Below are 17,055 nucleotides of genomic sequence, written 5' to 3' on the forward strand. Positions count from 1 at the left end.
CTTCCTTCCTCAGTGTGCGCCGGGCGCTGCGCCCGACGCGGTTTCGTTCGCGAGCGCGTCGACCACGCGCTCCATCTTCATGAACCGCGAGCCCTTCACGAGCAGCGTCGCGTGCGCGCCGAAGTTCGCGGCGACGAGCGCGGCGACGAGCGCCGCCGCGTCGTCGAAATGCCGCGCGGCCGCGCCGTACGCTTCGCACGCGGGCAGCGTCGCCGCGCCGAGCGCGAACAACGCGTCGATCCCGCGCTCGCGCGCGTACGCGCCGATCTCGCGATGGAACGCCGGACCTTCGTCGCCGACCTCGCCCATCTCGCCAATCACGAGCACGCGCGGCGCCGATTGCGCGGCGAGCACGTCGATCGCGGCGCGCATCGAATCGGGGTTCGCGTTGTAGGTGTCGTCGATCATCGTCGCGCCCGCGAGCGAGCCGAGCGCTGCGCGCGCCACCTGCAGCCGCCCCTTCACCGGCGCGAACGCCTCGAGCCCCGCCTTGACCGCCGCGAGCGGCACGCCGGCCGCGAGCGCGGCCGCCGTCGCGGCGAGCGCGTTGCGCGCGTTGTGCTCGCCGAGCGCGTTGAGCCGCACGTCGATGCGGCCGGCGGGCGTCTCGATCGCGAGCCTGCTGCCGTCGAGCGCGCCCGTCACCGCGGCGGGCGCGTCGCTGCCGGCGCCGTGCAGCGCGAAATCGACGATCCGGTTGCCGGTCGCCGCGACGCGCCAGATGCCCGCGTACTCGTCGTCGGCCGGAAACACCGCGACGCCGTCCGGCCCGAGCGCGTGGATGACGGCCGCGTGCTCGAGCGCGACCGCCTCGACCGTCGCCATGAATTCCTGATGCTCGCGCTGCGCGTTGTTGACGAGCGCAACCGTCGGCGCGGCGATTTTCGCGAGCGTGTCGGTCTCGCCTGGATGATTCATCCCAAGCTCGACGACCGCGAGCCGGTGCGCGGCGGTGAGGCGCAGCAGCGTGAGCGGCAGGCCGACGTCGTTGTTGAAGTTGCCCGCGGTCGCAAGGCGCGCGGGCTCGCCGACCGCCGCCGCGAAGATCGACGCGATCATTTCCTTCACGGTCGTCTTGCCGTTGCTGCCCGTCACCGCGACCATCGGCATCGAAAAGCGCATCCGCCAGCCATGCGCGAGCGCGCCAAGCGCGGCGCGCGTATCCGCGACCTTCAGCGCGGGCAGATTCCACTCGGCCGGGCTGCGCGACACGAGCGCGGCGCTTGCGCCGCGCTCGGCGACGTCGCCGACGAAGTCGTGCGCGTCGAAGCGCTCGCCCTTCAGCGCGACGAACAGATCGCCCGGGCCCGCCGAACGGCTATCCGTCGACACCCGCTCGAACGACGCGCGCTCATCGCCGAGCACGGTCGCGCCAGGGATCATCGCGGCGGCTTCGCACAAGGTCAGCATCGTCATTCGCCGCCTCCGCGTGTCTGTGTCGTGCGCGCGGCGAGCGCGAGGCGCGCGTGGTCCTGATCAGAGAACGCGCGCTTCTTGCCCATGATTTCCTGCGTCGACTCGTGCCCCTTGCCGGCGAGCAGCACGACGTCCTCGCGCGCGGCGCCGCGCACCGCCTGCAGGATCGCGCTCGCGCGGTCCTCGACGCGGCGCGCGTTCGCGGCGTCCCGCATGCCGGCGACGATCTGGTCGATGATCTTCTGCGGGTCCTCGCTGCGCGGGTTGTCGCTCGTCACGACGACCTTGTCCGCGAGCCGCTCGGCGATCGCGCCCATCAGCGGGCGCTTGGTCGCATCGCGGTCGCCGCCGCAGCCGAACATGCAGACGAGCTCGCCGCCGCGCGCCTGCGCGATCGGGCGCAGCGCGTCGAGCGTCTTCTCGAGCGCGTCCGGCGTGTGCGCGTAATCGACGACGACGAGCGGCTCGTCGTTCTGCAGCCGGCCGCCCAGCCGCTGCATCCGGCCGTTGACCGATTCGAGCTTCTCGATTTCGGCGAGCGCCGCGTCGAACGGCACGTCGGCCGCGAGCAGCGTGCCGAGCACCGCGAGCAGATTGCTCACGTTGAACGTGCCGAGCGTGCCGACTTCGACGTCCGCTTCGCCCCACGGCGAAGTCAGACGAAACGCGGTGCCCGTCGCGGTCGCGCGGACGTTCGTCGCGACGAGTTCGCGATCGGCGTCCGCTGCTTGCCGCCGCGCGTCGATGCCGTACGCGATCGTCCGCACGCGGCCGGCGAGATTCGCGAGCAGACGGCGGCCGACCGGATCGTCGCGATTGACGATCGCGCAGCGCAGCCCGCGCCAGGCGAAGAGCTTCGCCTTCGCCGCCTCGTAGGCATCGAACGTGCGGTGGTAATCGAGGTGATCCTGCGTGAGGTTCGTGAACACCGCGACGTCGAACGCTGTGCCGTTCACGCGCCCCTGATGCAGCGCGTGCGACGACACCTCCATCGCGACCGCCTGCGCGCCCGCGCCGCGCAACTGCGCGAGGCTGCGCTGCAGTTGCGGCGCGTCGGGCGTCGTGAAGCCCGTGTGAACCAGTTGACCGGGCAACCCGCTACCGAGCGTACCGATCACCGCGCACGGCTCGCGCAGTGCGGTGAGCGCGGCCGCGATCCATTGCGTGCATGACGTCTTGCCATTCGTGCCGGTCACGCCGACCGCGAACATCGCGTCGCTCGGATCGCCGTACCAGCCGCTCGCGATGTCGCCCGCGAGCGCGTCGAGCGCGGGCACGGCAAGCGACGTCGCGGGGTCGAGGCCGCCGGCCGGGAAGCCCTCGGGCTGGTACAGCACGGCTGCCGCGCCGCGCGCGAGCGCGTCGGCAATGAACGGACGATTGTCCGCGCCGTCCACCGCATAGGCGACGAACACGTCGCCCGCTCGCAGGCTGCGCGTGTCGGCGTGCAATTGCGCGCCGGATGCGGCATGCGCGCGCAGCCACGCGAGCGCGGCTGCGATCTGTTGGTGCGCCGGATGAGAACTGCGCGCGGCGCTCATCGAACTACTCCAGGACGGTTGTGTGTCGTGCTCGACACGATCATGTGTTTCGCCGGCGCATTCGCGGCCAGCTTCTGCGGGGCGGCGGCGTTCGCCGTATCGTCCGACACGACGAGCTGCTTGACCGGCATGTTGGGCGGCACGTTCAGCGCGCGCAGCGTATCGCCGACAATCGCGGAGAACACGGGGCCTGACACCTGGCCGCCGAAGTGGCCGCCCGTCGTGGGCTCGTCGACCGACACGGCGACGACGATGCGCGGATTCGGCATCGGCGCCATCCCGACGAACGACGCGCGATACTTCTTGTGATCATAGCCGCGGCCGACCTGCTTGTAAGCGGTGCCGCTCTTGCCGCCGACGCGATAGCCGGGCACCGCCGCGTTCGGCGACGTGCCCTGCGGCGACACGACGGATTCGAGCATCGCGCGCACTTCGCGGGCCGTTGTCGGCGCGAAGACGCGCGGGCCGGTCGCGGGCTGCGCGTCGTTCGTCTTGAAGATCGTGACGGGCATCAGCTCGCCGTCGTGCGCGATCGCGGTGTACGCGCGCGCGAGCTGGAACAGCGACACCGACAGGCCGTAGCCGTACGACATCGTCGCCTGCTCGATGCGCCGCCAGTTCTTCCACGGGCGCAGCCGGCCCGCCGCCGCGCCGGGAAACCCGACCTTCGGCGCCTGCCCGAGCCCGATGCCTGTATACATATTCCACATTTCCTCGGGCTTCATCGTCATCGCGATCTTCGTCGCGCCGATGTTGCTCGATTTCTGGATCACGCCGCCGACGGTCAGCGTGCCGAAGCCCGAATCGTCGGTGATCGGCGCGCCGTCGAGCACGAAATGGCCGTTGCCCGTCTCGACGAGCGTGTTCGGCGTCACGCGATGCAGATCGAGTGCGAGCGACACCGTAAACGGCTTCATGATCGAGCCCGGCTCGAACACGTCGGTCAGCACGCGGTTGCGCAACTGCTCGCCCGTCAGGTGCGAGCGGTCGTTCGGGTTGTACGTCGGATAATTGACGAGCGACAGCACCTCGCCCGTCTGCACGTCGATCACCATCGCCGCGCCCGCCTTCGCGTGGAATTTCTCGACGGCCGCCTTCAGATTCGTATACGTGATGTACTGGATCTTGCTGTCGATCGACAGGTCGACGTCGGTGCCGTTGTGCGGCGGCAACTGCGCGTCGACGTCCTCGACGATGTGCCCGACGCGATCCTTGATCACGTGGCGGCTGCCCGGCGTGCCGACGAGCAGCTTCTGGTCGGCGAGCTCGACGCCCTCCTGCCCCTCGTCCTCGACGTTCGTGAAGCCGATCAGGTGCGCGGTGATCTCGCCTTCCGGGTAGAAGCGCTTGTATTCGCCGCGCTGATAGACGCCGGGAATGTCGAGCTTCGCGACCTGTTCGGCGACGTCGAGCGGCACCTGGCGCTTCACGTAGACGAACGTCTTGTCCTCCGACAGCTTCGCCTTCAGCTCCTTCGTCGTCATCCCGAGCAGCTTGCCGAGCGCGTCGAGCTTGTCCGCGCCGAGGTCGTCGGGCACGTCGGCCGGAATCGCCCAGATCGCGCGCACGGGCAGGCTCGTCGCGAGCACGAGACCGTTGCGGTCGAGAATCTTGCCGCGCGTCGCCGGCAACTCGAGCGTGCGCTGATAGCGGCTTTCACCCTGCTTCTGATAGAACGCGTTGCCGGGGCCCTGAATCCAGAACGCGCGCATCGCGAGCGCGACGAACGCGATGAACAGCATGAACACGACGAGCTTCGAGCGCCACATCGGCAGATGGACCGACAGCACCGGGCTCGATGCGAACTTCACGCCTTGCGTGCGCTTCGAAGCGGGCTTCATCGCACGCCTCCCTTCGGCGCGGCGGACGCCGGCAGCGGCGCGTCGACCGCCTTCGCCGCGCCGGGCGAAAGCGTCAGGTATTGCGTGCGCCCCGTCGTGATCGACTGCATCTTCATCGAGCTCGTCGCGAGCTGCTCGATGCGCGACGTCTTCGACAGCGCGCTCTGCTGATACTGAAGCTGCGCATAGTCCTGCTGGAGCTGATGCTCCTGCGATTGCGCGCGCTGCAATTGAATGAAGATCTGCCGCTGCTGGTTCGTCGAATTGACGACCGACAGCGCGCATCCCATCACGATGATCAGCAGGAAGATATTGAGGCGGCTCATGGCGCGATGCGCTCCGCGATGCGCATCACCGCCGAACGGGCACGCGGATTGGCCGCGACTTCCGCGTCGCTCGGGAACATGCGGCCGAGCAGCTTGAGCGGCGGGCTGGGCAGGTCGACCGCGCGGATCGGCAGGCGGCGGTCGACCGCAGGCGCGCTTGCGTGCGTCTGCAGGAATCGCTTGACGATCCGGTCCTCGAGCGAATGAAAGCTGATGACCACCAGCCGGCCCCCTTGCTCCAACGACGACAGTGCTGCCTCTAGAACGACTTGCAGGTCCGCAAGCTCTTGATTGACGTGAATCCGTATAGCTTGAAAGGTGCGGGTTGCCGGATCCTTGCCCTTCTCACGGGTCTTGACGACGTGACCCACGATTTGGGCAAGCTCGCCCGTGCTGTCGAGAGGCCCGAGACGGTCGGACTCCGCCCGGCGAGCAACAATCGCCTTTGCAATCTGAAAAGCAAACCGTTCTTCCCCATAATCTCGTATCACCTCCGTCAATTCCTGCACCGACGCCCGGGCGAGCCACTCGGCCGCCGATTCGCCGCGCGTCGGGTCCATCCGCATGTCGAGCGGCCCGTTCGCGCGAAAGCTGAAGCCGCGCGCCGGATCGTCCACCTGCGGCGACGACACGCCCAGATCCAGCAGCACGCCCGACACCCGTGCCACCCCGCGCGCGTCGAGTGCGCCTTTCATCGCCGCGAAGCTGTCGTGGACGATCTCGAACCGCGCATCCGCGATGCCCTTCGCCGTCTCGATCGCGCGCGGATCCTTGTCGAACGCGATCAGGCGCCCAGCCTCGCTCAAGCGCGCGAGCACTGCGCGGCTATGACCGCCACGCCCGAACGTGCCGTCGACGTACACGCCGTCGGGCCGCGTCACGAGCGCATCGACCGCTTCATCCAACAGCACCGTGCGATGCTGCAATTCGTTTCCCATCGCGGGCGTCTTCCTCACCGCAATCAGAACGTGAAATTCTTCAGCGCCTCGGGCATGCCCTGCGCCATCGCCGCCTGCTCCTTCGCGGTGTAGGTCTGCGCGTCCCACAGCTCGAAGTGACTTCCCATTCCCAGCAACATGACTTCCTTTTCCAGCCCGGCTGCCATCCGCAGCTCGGGAGACACCAGAATCCGGCCCGCGCCGTCGAGATCGACGTCCATCGCGTTGCCGAGAAAAATGCGGCGCCACCAATGCGCATCCATCGGCAACGCGGCGATCTTCGTGCGGAACACCTCCCACTCGGGGCGCGGAAACAGCAACAGGCAGCCGTCCGGGTGCTTGGTCACAGTCACCCGTCCTTCTGCCTGTCCTTGCAGCGCTTCGCGATAGCGGGACGGCACCGACATCCGTCCTTTCGCATCGAGCGTCAGCGCCGACGCCCCTTGGAACACTTTTCCGCTCTCCCGATCAGGGCACCGAAGTACCCGCACAATGCTGAGAATCTAGCCGGAAAAGCCCGGCAAATCACACAAAAATACACTTTCTCACACTGTCTCCCACTTTAGAGGAACGCCTATGGGCGGTCAAGGGAGCCGGCCGTTTTTTTGACGAATTTTGTTAGTTAGAACAAGGACTTACGCTCGCCTCCTCAAGCTGACCCTCATAGCAAAAAACGTTATAAATGAATGAGCTAGTGCATCTTGTGAAAGTGGTACATGAAAAGCGCGCCCCAGGTAGGCGCGGCGGCAGGCATTTCGGAGGGGGGAAAGCGCGGGGAGAGAAGCGGGTTTCCGTCGTCAGCCTGGACGCCGCGAATGCGGCCGTCCCGGCGCGTGTCTCACAGATAGTATGCAGTGCTTGTCATGACTTTGGACGCGGCGCGCATCAGCATGCGCGCCGGCATCGGCAGTTCGATGCCGCCCGCGTCGGTCGCCGTCTTGCCGTGCTTGACCTCGTCGGCACGCATCTGCTCGACGATCGCGCGCGACTCGACGTCGGCGGCCGGCAACTCCGACAGATGGCTGTCGAGGTGACTTTCGACCTGCCGCTCCGTCTCGGCCATGAAGCCCAGGCTCACCTTGTCGCCGAGACGTCCGGCAACGACGCCGATCGCGAGCGCGCCCGCATACCACAGCGGATTGAGCAGGCTCGGCCGCGAATCGAGATCCTTCAGACGATGCGCGGTCCACGCGAGATGGTCCTCCTCCTCGCGCGCCGCATGCTCGAACATCTCCTTCAGCCCGGCCGAAGACGTCGTGAGCTTCTGCGCCTGATAGAGCGCCTGCGCGCAGACTTCGCCGACGTGATTCACCCGCATCAGCCCGGCCGCATGCTTACGCTCGGCGGCGGAAAGCTCGGCAGGCGCCGCGGCGGCGGGCACGGGCACCGGGCGGCTCATCCGGCTCACGCCCGTGATCGAGCGCAGCCCCCGGTCAAATTCAGTGATCAACTCGTCAAACACCATCGCGTTTCTCCGTGCGGGCACCTTGCACGCAGTAAGGAATTCGTAACAATTTTATTGCGGCTACCTACGACGGTAGCGCTCGAAAATAGCGGTTAACCCGTGATTTTAACCATTGTTGCATAAAGGAAACATGGGAGACGCGCGTATCGCTCTTTCTCTTTGTCCCAAAAAGTCCTTTTGCTACATTACGAGCGGCTTCATTCGAAGTTCACGCGGGTATCGCCATCAAAAACAATCATCGGCCCGCCACAATAAATTTGTCATCCTTGGAGATCTTTTAATGAAAAAGTCGCTTCTCGCGCTCGTCGCGCTGAGCGCGTTTGCTGGCGCGGCTCACGCGCAAAGCAGCGTGACGCTGTACGGCATTATCGACGAAGGCTTCAACATCAACACCAACGCAGGCGGCAAGCACCTGTACAACCTGTCGAGCGGCGTCATGCAGGGTAGCCGCTGGGGCCTGCGCGGCACGGAAGACCTGGGCGGCGGCCTGAAGGCTCTGTTCGTCCTCGAAAACGGCTTCGACGTGAACTCGGGCAAACTGAACCAGGGCGGCCTCGAATTCGGCCGTCAGGCGTACGTCGGCCTGTCGAGCGGCTTCGGCACCGTCACGCTCGGCCGTCAGTACGACTCCGTCGTCGACTTCGTCGGCCCGCTGGAAGTGGGCGACCAGTGGGGCGGCTACATCGCCGCTCACCCGGGCGATCTCGACAACTTCAACAACGCGTATCGCGTAAACAACGCAGTCAAGTTCACGAGCGCGAACTACGGCGGCTTCACGTTCGGCGGCCTGTACAGCTTCGGCGGCGTTGCCGGCGACTTCAGCCGCAACCAGACCTGGTCGCTCGGCGCAGGCTACACGAACGGCCCGCTCGTGCTGGGCGTCGGCTACCTGAATGCGCGCACGCCGTCGACCGCGGGTGGCCTGTTCGGCAACAACACGACGTCGAGCACGCCGGCTGCCGTGACGACCCCGGTCTATGCAGGCTACGCGTCGGCCCACACGTACCAGGTGATCGGTGCGGGCGGCGCCTATTCGTTCGGCGCGGCGACGATCGGCGCCACGTACTCGAACATCAAGTTCATGAACTTCGCGAGCACGGTGTTCCCGAACCAGACCGCGACGTTCAACAACGCGGAAATCAACTTCAAGTATCAGTTGACCCCGACGCTGCTCGCCGGCGTGGCGTATGACTACACGCAAGGCAGCAAGATCGCCGGCTCGTCCGCGGCCAAGTATCACCAGGGCTCGGTCGGCGTCGACTACTTCCTGTCGAAGCGCACCGATGTCTACGCGATCGGCGTGTACCAGCACGCTTCGGGCAACGTAATCGAAGCCGACGGCAACACGGTCGGCCCGGCGACCGCCGCGATCAACGGCCTGACGCCGTCGTCGAACCGCAACCAGTTCGCGGCGCGCATCGGCATCCGCCACAAGTTCTAATAAGCAGGTAACACTCGGCAGTCACTTGAAAGGCGCCCTCGGGCGCCTTTTTTATCGCCTCGACTGCTGGAAAGAGCGGCTCGGCAGGAGCCGGCGGCCCTTTCGGACAAGAACGATCCGGATCGCGGCCAGCGAGCGGTCGCGCCCGCATCGAGCGCCCGCCGCTTCGAGCCAGACGACGAAGCCCGCCCGAAACAACGGCAACGGCGACGGCCGCGCTCGTTACGCCTTGCCGTCGCGCAACTCGCGCCGCAAGATCTTGCCGACGTTGGTCTTCGGCAGATCGGCGCGGAATTCGACGTACTTCGGCCGCTTGTAGCCGGTGAGCCGGTCCTTGCAGTACGCGATCAGGTCCTTGTCGGTGAGCGCCGGGTCCTTCCTGACGACGAAGAGCTTCACCGCCTCTCCCGAATGCTCGTCGGGCACGCCGACCGCCGCGACTTCGAACACGCCCGGGTGCGACGCGACGACATCCTCGACCTCGTTCGGGTAGACGTTGAAGCCTGACACGAGAATCATGTCCTTCTTCCGGTCGACGATTTTCACGTAGCCGCGCGCGTCCATCACACCGACGTCACCCGTCTTGAAGAAGCCGTCCGGCATCATGACCTTCTCGGTTTCGTCCGGGCGGTTCCAGTAGCCCGCCATCACCTGCGGGCCGCGAATGCAGATCTCGCCCGGCTGGCCGAGCGGCACGTCGTCGCCCGCGTCGTCGCGGATCGCGATCTCGGTCGACGGCAGCGGCAGGCCGATCGTGCCGCTATAGTCGGTCGCCGTGACCGGATTGCAAGTGGCGACGGGCGACGTCTCCGACAAGCCGTAGCCCTCGACGATCGGCGTCTTCGTCTTGTCGTACCAGCGCTTCGCGACGCTTTCCTGGATCGCCATCCCGCCGCCGTTCGCGACCGCGAGCTTCGAGAAGTCGAGCTGATCGAAGTCCGGATGGTTGAGCAGCGCGTTGTAGAGCGTGTTGACGGCCGGAATCGTGATGATCGGGTAGCCCTTCAGCTCCTTGATCATGCCGGCGATGTCGCGCGGATTCGGAATCAGGATCCCCGTGCCGCCCGTGCGCAGCGTCAGCAGCCCGCAGACGGTCAACGCGAACACGTGGTAGAGCGGCAACGCGATCACGGTGATGAACTGCTTCACTTCCGGGCGCTTCGAGTACGCCGGCTCGTGCCAGGCCTGCGCCTGAAGCACGTTCGACACGATGTTGCGATGAAGCAGCGTCGCGCCCTTCGCGACGCCCGTCGTGCCGCCCGTGTACTGGAGGAAGGCGACATCGTCGGGCGCGGGCTTTGCCGGCTTGAGCGTCTGCCGGCCGCCCGCGGCGAGCGCCGCGTTGAAGCGCGTGTACGAAGGCAGGCTCCACGCCGGCACCATCTTCTTCACGCGACGCACGATGTAGTTGACGAGGATGCCCTTCAGGCCGAGCAGATCGCCCATCGCGGCGACGACGACATGCTTGACCGACGTCTTCGCGATCACCGACTGCAGCGTCGTCGCGAAATTCTCGAGGATCACGATCGCCTCGGCGCCGCTGTCCTTCAGTTGATGCTCGAGCTCGCGCGGCGTGTAGAGCGGATTGACGTTGACGACCGTGTAGCCCGCGCGCAGCACGGCGGCGATCGTCACCGGATACTGAAGCACGTTCGGCATCATGATCGCAACCCGCGCGCCGCGCGGCAGGCCGCGGGACTGCAGCCACGCGCCGAGCTTGCGCGAGAGCGTATCCAGCTCGCCGTACGTGATCGCCTTGCCCATGCAGATGAACGCCTGCCGATCCCGATAAAGGCCGAAGCTCTCTTCGAGCAGATCGGGAACGGACGAATACTGGGACGCGTCGATTTCAGCCGGGACACCGGGCGGGTACGATTTCAGCCAAATTTTATCCATGCGGCGCGTCTCCTCACTGATTTTCGAATGGTCGTGCTAAAAATTGGCATCGTAACGGGTCGGCCCGGTCCAGACAACCGTGTTAGACACTCCTTTCCACTTTGCGTAACGATGCCGTGAGGGACGTCGTCGAATTGCGTCATCCCCGTTCGACCTCGACCAGGCAGTCGTAGAAGGTTGCACCGCGCCCAAGATCGGTCAGGGCCTGGCTCGTCACCTCGTTCGCGTTGCGCCCGTCCGGCGCAAGCTTTTTCCACCAGATCGACAAGCCGACGACGAGCCCTTCGCGCGCGCGATCAGTCACGCGGGCCTTTGCCCGCAGCGAACCGCGATCGTTGAAGATGCGCACTGCGTCGCCGTCGGCGATGTCGCGTCGCGCGGCATCGGCCGGATGAATGTCGAGGTGCGGCTCTCCCTCCGCCGTGCGCAGGCTCGCGACGTTGACGAACGTACTGTTCAGGAAATGGCGGGCGGGCGGCGAGATCATCGCGAGCGGATAGCGGGCGGCCAGTTCCGGCGAGCCGTCCGTCGACTCGTGCGGCGGCAGGTAGTCCGGCAATGGATCGAGCCCCATGTCGACGAGGCGTTCGCTGTAGAACTCGCACTTTCCAGACGGCGTCCGAAAGCCGCCGTTCGCGAACGGCGCGTCGGCAAGTTTCAACTTGAGCCAGCCCGCCTGTTTGAGCGTGTCCCAGTCGCTTTGCAGCGACACATCGTGCCAGCGCAACGACGCGCGAGCGAGCGTTTCGTCATCGTCGTACAGCGCCGGCTCGTCGAGCCCCATGTCGCGCGCAATGCCGCGGAAAATTTCGGTGTTCGGCCGAGCCTCGCCGACCGGCGCAATCGACGGCAGATTCGCCATCACGTAGGTATGTCCGTACGATTTATGGACGTCGAGATGCTCGAGCTGCGTCGTCGCGGGCAGCAGAATATCTGCGTAATCGGCGGTATCTGTCTTGAAATGCTCGAGAACGACCGTGAACAGGTCCTCTCGCTCGAAGCCGGCCGCGACCTTCGCTGAATCGGGTGCGACCGCAACCGGATTCGAGTTGTATACGACGATCGCTTCGATCTTCGGCCCGAATTCCCGATCGCCAGGATGCAGCAACGCGTCGCCAATTGCATTCATGTTGATCGAACGCGGCAGCTTGCTCGGCCAGCCCGGCAGCAGATCAGGACGGCCAATGGCGGCGGCGTCGACGGGCGCCCACTCGGACGACGACAAGAGCAAGCCGCCGGCGCGGTCGCGCCATGCGCCCGTGAGCGCCGGCAGACAGGCAATCGCGCGGACGGCGTTGCCGCCGCCGCGCACGCGCTGCATGCCGTAATTGAGGCGGATCGAAGCCTTTCGCGTGCGTCCGTAGAGGCGCGCCAGTTCTACGATTTCCGCAACCGTCACGCCGCAGATTTCGGCCACCCGCTCAGGCGGATAACTCAGTGCGCGCGCTTTCAGCGCGTCGAAGCCGAGCGTGTAGGCGCGGATGTAGTCCTGATCGACGAGGTCTTCGTCGATTAATACGTGCATGATGCCGAGCGCAAACGCGCCGTCCGTGCCCGGCTTCAGCGCGATGTGCTGATGGCATTTTTCCGCTGTCAGCGATCGATACGGATCGATCGCGATCAGGCGCGCGCCGCGACGCTTCGCTTCTTGAGCGCGCGTCCAGAAATGCAGATTGGAGGCAATCGGATTCGCGCCCCAGATCAGGATCAGTTCGCTTTCCTCGAAGAATTCGAAGTGCATCCCGACGTTGGCGCCGTACGTGTAGCGCAGCCCTGCCGCGCCGGCCGCCGAGCAGATCGTTCTTTCAAGGCGCGATGCGCCGAGCTTGTTGAAGAAGCGTTGGGCGATGCTCTCGCCCTGAATGAGCCCCATCGTTCCGGCATAGCTGTAGGGAATGATGGCTTCCGGCGCCCGACGAGCAACTTCCAATAGGCGCTCCGCCACCACTCTGTTCGCCTCGTCCCAACTGATCGGCTCGAATCGGCCTTCCCCTTTCCTGCCGACTCGCTTGAGCGGCACCGTGAGCCGCTCCGGGTGATGCACGCGATCCGCGTATCTGCTCACCTTGGTACAAAGCACGCCTTGAGTCGGCGGATGATCGGGGTCGCCAGCGACCTTGATGGCTCTGCCGTTTTCGACCGTGACGCGAATTGCGCACGTATCGGGACAATCGTGCGGACAAACTGCGCGGGCGAATTGTGCAGGGGGAGTCATGTTTGTACGCCGTTTTTTTATCGATTCGGCGATTTTACCGCTTGGCAGATATGGAAAGTTTCGAGTCGGAACGAAGGCGGCGAAGCGGTCGCGCTTGCTGCGCGCCATCCATGAGAGAGCGCAATGCGCGCGTTGTTTTTTGTTGAGGCGGGGGGTAAAAGGCGAAACCCCCGCCTGTGAGGGACGGGGGTTTCAAGAGGAGGAGCCTGACGATTACCTACTTTCACACGGGGATCCGCACTATCATCGGCGTGGAGTCGTTTCACGGTCCTGTTCGGGATGGGAAGGGGTGGGACCGACTCGCTATGGTCATCAGGCAAAGAGGGTTGTTGCGTTGCTTGGCAGCGCAACCAATCTTGGAAGAAGCAGTAATTTTGGGTTGTGAGGTTGTATCTCACACATACGCGGTACTTCAACCGCTGTACGTCGAGTGCCTTGCACTCGACGCTCGATATCCGTAAGCGCTGAAGCGCTAACGGCTATCGAGACAGACTTGTTATAGGATCAAGCCTTACGGGCAATTAGTATCGGTTAGCTGAACGCATTACTGCGCTTACACACCCGACCTATCAACGTCCTGGTCTCGAACGACCCTTCAAGGGGATCAAGTCCCCGGGGAAGTCTCATCTTAAGGCGAGTTTCCCGCTTAGATGCTTTCAGCGGTTATCTCTTCCGAACATAGCTACCCGGCGATGCGACTGGCGTCACAACCGGTACACCAGAGGTTCGTCCACTCCGGTCCTCTCGTACTAGGAGCAGCCCCCTTCAAACTTCCAACGCCCACGGCAGATAGGGACCAAACTGTCTCACGACGTTTTAAACCCAGCTCACGTACCTCTTTAAATGGCGAACAGCCATACCCTTGGGACCGGCTACAGCCCCAGGATGAGATGAGCCGACATCGAGGTGCCAAACACCGCCGTCGATATGAACTCTTGGGCGGTATCAGCCTGTTATCCCCAGAGTACCTTTTATCCGTTGAGCGATGGCCCTTCCATACAGAACCACCGGATCACTATGACCTGCTTTCGCACCTGCTCGACTTGTCGGTCTCGCAGTTAAGCACGCTTATGCCATTGCACTATCAGCACGATTTCCGACCGTACCTAGCGTACCTTCGTACTCCTCCGTTACGCTTTGGGAGGAGACCGCCCCAGTCAAACTGCCTACCATGCACTGTCCCCGACCCGGATCACGGGCCAAGGTTAGAACCTCAAACAAACCAGGGTGGTATTTCAAGGACGGCTCCACCGAAACTAGCGTTCCGGTTTCATAGCCTCCCACCTATCCTACACAGATCGGTTCAAAGTCCAATGCAAAGCTACAGTAAAGGTTCATGGGGTCTTTCCGTCTAGCCGCGGGTAGATTGCATCATCACAAACACTTCAACTTCGCTGAGTCTCGGGAGGAGACAGTGTGGCCATCGTTACGCCATTCGTGCAGGTCGGAACTTACCCGACAAGGAATTTCGCTACCTTAGGACCGTTATAGTTACGGCCGCCGTTTACCGGGACTTCAATCAAGAGCTTGCACCCCATCATTTAATCTTCCGGCACCGGGCAGGCGTCACACCCTATACGTCCACTTTCGTGTTTGCAGAGTGCTGTGTTTTTATTAAACAGTCGCAGCCACCAGTTTATTGCAACCCCTTCACCCTCTGCGCGCAGGCGCATCAAGCTACCAGGGCGTACCTTATCCCGAAGTTACGGTACCAATTTGCCGAGTTCCTTCTCCCGAGTTCTCTCAAGCGCCTTAGAATACTCATCTCGCCCACCTGTGTCGGTTTGCGGTACGGTCATCGTTAGACTGAAGCTTAGAGGCTTTTCTTGGAACCACTTCCAATTGCTTCGCTCCCGAAGGAGCTCGCGCCACACCCTTGAATCCTGCGCCCGGATTTGCCTAAGCGCCTTCTCCAATGCAGCGACCGGGACTTCCAACACCCGGACAACCTTCCGCGATCCGTCCCCCCATCGCATCTAACGACGGTGCAGGAATATTGACCTGCTTCCCATCAGCTACGCATTTCTGCCTCGCCTTAGGGGCCGACTCACCCTACGCCGATGAACGTTGCGTAGGAAACCTTGGGCTTACGGCGAGGGGGCCTTTCACCCCCTTTATCGCTACTCATGTCAGCATTCGCACTTCCGATACCTCCAGCACACCTTACAGTGCACCTTCGCAGGCTTACGGAACGCTCTCCTACCATGCGAGCAAAGCTCGCATCCGCAGCTTCGGTATATGGCTTAGCCCCGTTACATCTTCCGCGCAGGACGACTCGATCAGTGAGCTATTACGCTTTCTTTAAAGGGTGGCTGCTTCTAAGCCAACCTCCTGACTGTTTTAGCCTTCCCACTTCGTTTCCCACTTAGCCATATTTGGGGACCTTAGCTGGCGGTCTGGGTTGTTTCCCTCTTGACACCGGACGTTAGCACCCGATGTCTGTCTCCCGTGATTGCACTCTTCGGTATTCGGAGTTTGCTATGGCGGGGTAATCTGCAATAGACCCCCCAACCATGACAGTGCTCTACCCCCGAAGGTGAGACACGAGGCACTACCTAAATAGTTTTCGGAGAGAACCAGCTATTTCCAGGTTTGTTTAGCCTTTCACCCCTATCCACAGCTCATCCCCTAACTTTTCAACGTTAGTGGGTTCGGACCTCCAGTACGTGTTACCGCACCTTCATCCTGGCCATGGATAGATCACCTGGTTTCGGGTCTACGCCCAGCAACTGAACGCCCTATTCGGACTCGCTTTCGCTACGCCTGCCCTATTCGGTTAAGCTTGCTACTGAACGTAAGTCGCTGACCCATTATACAAAAGGTACGCCGTCACCCCCGAAGAGGCTCCGACTGTTTGTATGCATGCGGTTTCAGGATCTATTTCACTCCCCTCCCGGGGTTCTTTTCGCCTTTCCCTCACGGTACTGGTTCACTATCGGTCGATCACGAGTATTTAGCCTTGGAGGATGGTCCCCCCATCTTCAGACAGGATTTCACGTGTCCCGCCCTACTTGTCGTACACCTAGTTCTTTCATACTGTTTTCGCCTACAGGGCTATCACCTGCTATGGCCGCACTTTCCAGAGCGTTCGGCTAACAATACAAATAAAGAGTACAGGCTCTTCCCATTTCGCTCGCCACTACTTTGGGAATCTCGGTTGATTTCTTTTCCTGCGGTTACTTAGATGTTTCAGTTCACCGCGTTCGCCTCACATGACCTATGTATTCAGTCATGGATACTCCAAAAGGAGTGGGTTTCCCCATTCGGACATCTACGGATCAAAGCTCGTTTGCCAGCTCCCCGTAGCTTTTCGCAGGCTACCGCGTCCTTCATCGCCTGTGATCGCCAAGGCATCCACCACATGCACTTGTTCGCTTGACCCTATAACGAGTCTGTCTCATGTCGGCCATCGTTAGCGCTTTAGCGCTTACGATGGCCCCATCCCCGAATGGGGATGACAGCCGCTACAGGTTGAGTTCTCGCGTTGTGCCGTATTCCAATTTGATGTCGACCAGTGTTAGCGCTTTAGCGCTTACTCTGGTCCCACTCCCGTAGGGAGCCGAACATGAAGTTCGAATCATCTTGAGATACATCGATACAATCACAACCCGGATAACTTCCACGTCCATCTCAAAGACGCTTCCGCTATCCAAATTACTTGCTTCTTCCAGATTGTTAAAGAACGACAGCCGATACAGTTGCCTGCATCACTCTGACTGGCTCAATCGCCAATGACAAAGATTCGACTCAAGTCGAACGCTTGTCATTGAAGATTGTGGTGGAGGCAGACGGGATCGAACCGACGACCCCCTGCTTGCAAAGCAGGTGCTCTCCCAGCTGAGCTATGCCCCCGTACAGAGACACTCAGGTTCCCTTCTCGCCAGACAATTGGTGGGTCTGGTTGGATTCGAACCAACGACCCCCGCCTTATCAAGACGGTGCTCTAACCGACTGAGCTACAGACCCCTGAGTCTGT

The 17,055-nt window shown here is 62.9% G+C and carries 10 protein-coding genes, 2 tRNA genes and 2 rRNA genes; 1 reads left to right on the forward strand and 13 read right to left on the reverse strand.

Annotated elements, in window-relative coordinates:
* Positions 1–9: 9 nt before the first annotated feature.
* The 7 genes from murF to coq7 form a co-directional block, all read right to left on the reverse strand.
* Complete coding sequence (gene murF, locus WT16_RS14835) at positions 10–1,416, reverse strand: UDP-N-acetylmuramoyl-tripeptide--D-alanyl-D-alanine ligase (RefSeq protein WP_063533601.1); 1,407 nt, start codon at positions 1,414–1,416, stop codon at positions 10–12.
* Positions 1,413–2,957 carry a UDP-N-acetylmuramoyl-L-alanyl-D-glutamate--2,6-diaminopimelate ligase gene (locus WT16_RS14840; RefSeq protein WP_015602111.1) on the reverse strand — a complete coding sequence of 515 codons (1,545 nt, stop codon included), beginning with the start codon at positions 2,955–2,957 and terminating at the stop codon, positions 1,413–1,415. Before WT16_RS14840 ends, murF begins: the two co-directional genes overlap by 4 nt.
* The gene (locus WT16_RS14845) at positions 2,954–4,798 is read right to left on the reverse strand and encodes a penicillin-binding protein 2 (RefSeq protein ID WP_006025144.1); all 1,845 of its coding nucleotides are present in this window, start codon (positions 4,796–4,798) and stop codon (positions 2,954–2,956) included. The genes WT16_RS14840 and WT16_RS14845 overlap by 4 nt, the downstream gene beginning before the upstream one ends.
* Positions 4,795–5,124: a cell division protein FtsL gene (gene ftsL / locus WT16_RS14850; protein ID WP_006025143.1), complete on the reverse strand. Its 330-nt coding sequence runs from the start codon at positions 5,122–5,124 to the stop codon at positions 4,795–4,797. The genes WT16_RS14845 and ftsL overlap by 4 nt, the downstream gene beginning before the upstream one ends.
* Entirely contained in the window at positions 5,121–6,062 is a 942-nt protein-coding gene (gene rsmH / locus WT16_RS14855; protein ID WP_009913686.1) for a 16S rRNA (cytosine(1402)-N(4))-methyltransferase RsmH, read from the reverse strand. The genes ftsL and rsmH overlap by 4 nt, the downstream gene beginning before the upstream one ends.
* 23 nt (positions 6,063–6,085) lie before the next feature.
* Positions 6,086–6,514, reverse strand: coding sequence for a division/cell wall cluster transcriptional repressor MraZ (mraZ, locus tag WT16_RS14860; RefSeq protein ID WP_006025141.1), 429 nt, complete (start codon positions 6,512–6,514; stop codon positions 6,086–6,088).
* Between the two features lie 386 nt (positions 6,515–6,900).
* The gene (coq7, locus tag WT16_RS14865; protein ID WP_059931119.1) at positions 6,901–7,527 is read right to left on the reverse strand and encodes a 2-polyprenyl-3-methyl-6-methoxy-1,4-benzoquinone monooxygenase; all 627 of its coding nucleotides are present in this window, start codon (positions 7,525–7,527) and stop codon (positions 6,901–6,903) included.
* A gap of 280 nt (positions 7,528–7,807) precedes the next feature.
* Between coq7 and WT16_RS14870 the strand changes: the two genes are divergently transcribed.
* A complete protein-coding gene (locus WT16_RS14870) occupies positions 7,808–8,968 on the forward strand; it encodes a porin (protein WP_006025139.1) in 1,161 nt (386 codons plus the stop codon).
* Between the two features lie 222 nt (positions 8,969–9,190).
* Here WT16_RS14870 and WT16_RS14875 read toward each other — a convergent pair whose 3' ends face one another.
* The 6 genes from WT16_RS14875 to WT16_RS14905 form a co-directional block, all read right to left on the reverse strand.
* On the reverse strand, positions 9,191–10,864 hold the full coding sequence (locus tag WT16_RS14875; protein ID WP_015601961.1) for a long-chain fatty acid--CoA ligase: 1,674 nt from the start codon (positions 10,862–10,864) through the stop codon (positions 9,191–9,193).
* Positions 10,865–11,003: 139 nt separating this feature from the next.
* On the reverse strand, positions 11,004–13,079 hold the full coding sequence (locus tag WT16_RS14880; RefSeq protein WP_063533602.1) for a molybdopterin oxidoreductase family protein: 2,076 nt from the start codon (positions 13,077–13,079) through the stop codon (positions 11,004–11,006).
* A 204-nt stretch (positions 13,080–13,283) separates the two neighbouring features.
* Positions 13,284–13,396, reverse strand: a 5S ribosomal RNA gene (gene rrf / locus WT16_RS14885).
* Positions 13,397–13,579: 183 nt separating this feature from the next.
* A 23S ribosomal RNA gene (locus WT16_RS14895) occupies positions 13,580–16,460 on the reverse strand.
* A gap of 395 nt (positions 16,461–16,855) precedes the next feature.
* Positions 16,856–16,931 (reverse strand) — tRNA-Ala (locus WT16_RS14900).
* A 37-nt stretch (positions 16,932–16,968) separates the two neighbouring features.
* Positions 16,969–17,045 (reverse strand) — tRNA-Ile (locus WT16_RS14905).
* Positions 17,046–17,055 lie beyond the last annotated feature (10 nt).

It is taken from the genome of Burkholderia sp. MSMB1589WGS, assembly GCF_001636105.1.
GTDB lineage: Bacteria > Pseudomonadota > Gammaproteobacteria > Burkholderiales > Burkholderiaceae > Burkholderia > Burkholderia humptydooensis.

Bases quoted from the DNA above. Each gene is read 5' to 3' on its own strand.
- WT16_RS14840 (WP_015602111.1), bottom strand. From the start codon at position 2,957: ATGAGCGCCGCGCGCAGTTCTCATCCGGCGCACCAACAGATCGCAGCC.
- WT16_RS14875 (WP_015601961.1), bottom strand. From the start codon at position 10,864: ATGGATAAAATTTGGCTGAAATCGTACCCGCCCGGTGTCCCGGCTGAA.
- WT16_RS14880 (WP_063533602.1), bottom strand. From the start codon at position 13,079: ATGACTCCCCCTGCACAATTCGCCCGCGCAGTTTGTCCGCACGATTGT.
- rsmH (WP_009913686.1), bottom strand. From the start codon at position 6,062: ATGGGAAACGAATTGCAGCATCGCACGGTGCTGTTGGATGAAGCGGTC.
- murF (WP_063533601.1), bottom strand. From the start codon at position 1,416: ATGACGATGCTGACCTTGTGCGAAGCCGCCGCGATGATCCCTGGCGCG.
- WT16_RS14845 (WP_006025144.1), bottom strand. From the start codon at position 4,798: ATGAAGCCCGCTTCGAAGCGCACGCAAGGCGTGAAGTTCGCATCGAGC.
- WT16_RS14870 (WP_006025139.1), top strand. From the start codon at position 7,808: ATGAAAAAGTCGCTTCTCGCGCTCGTCGCGCTGAGCGCGTTTGCTGGC.
- coq7 (WP_059931119.1), bottom strand. From the start codon at position 7,527: ATGGTGTTTGACGAGTTGATCACTGAATTTGACCGGGGGCTGCGCTCG.
- ftsL (WP_006025143.1), bottom strand. From the start codon at position 5,124: ATGAGCCGCCTCAATATCTTCCTGCTGATCATCGTGATGGGATGCGCG.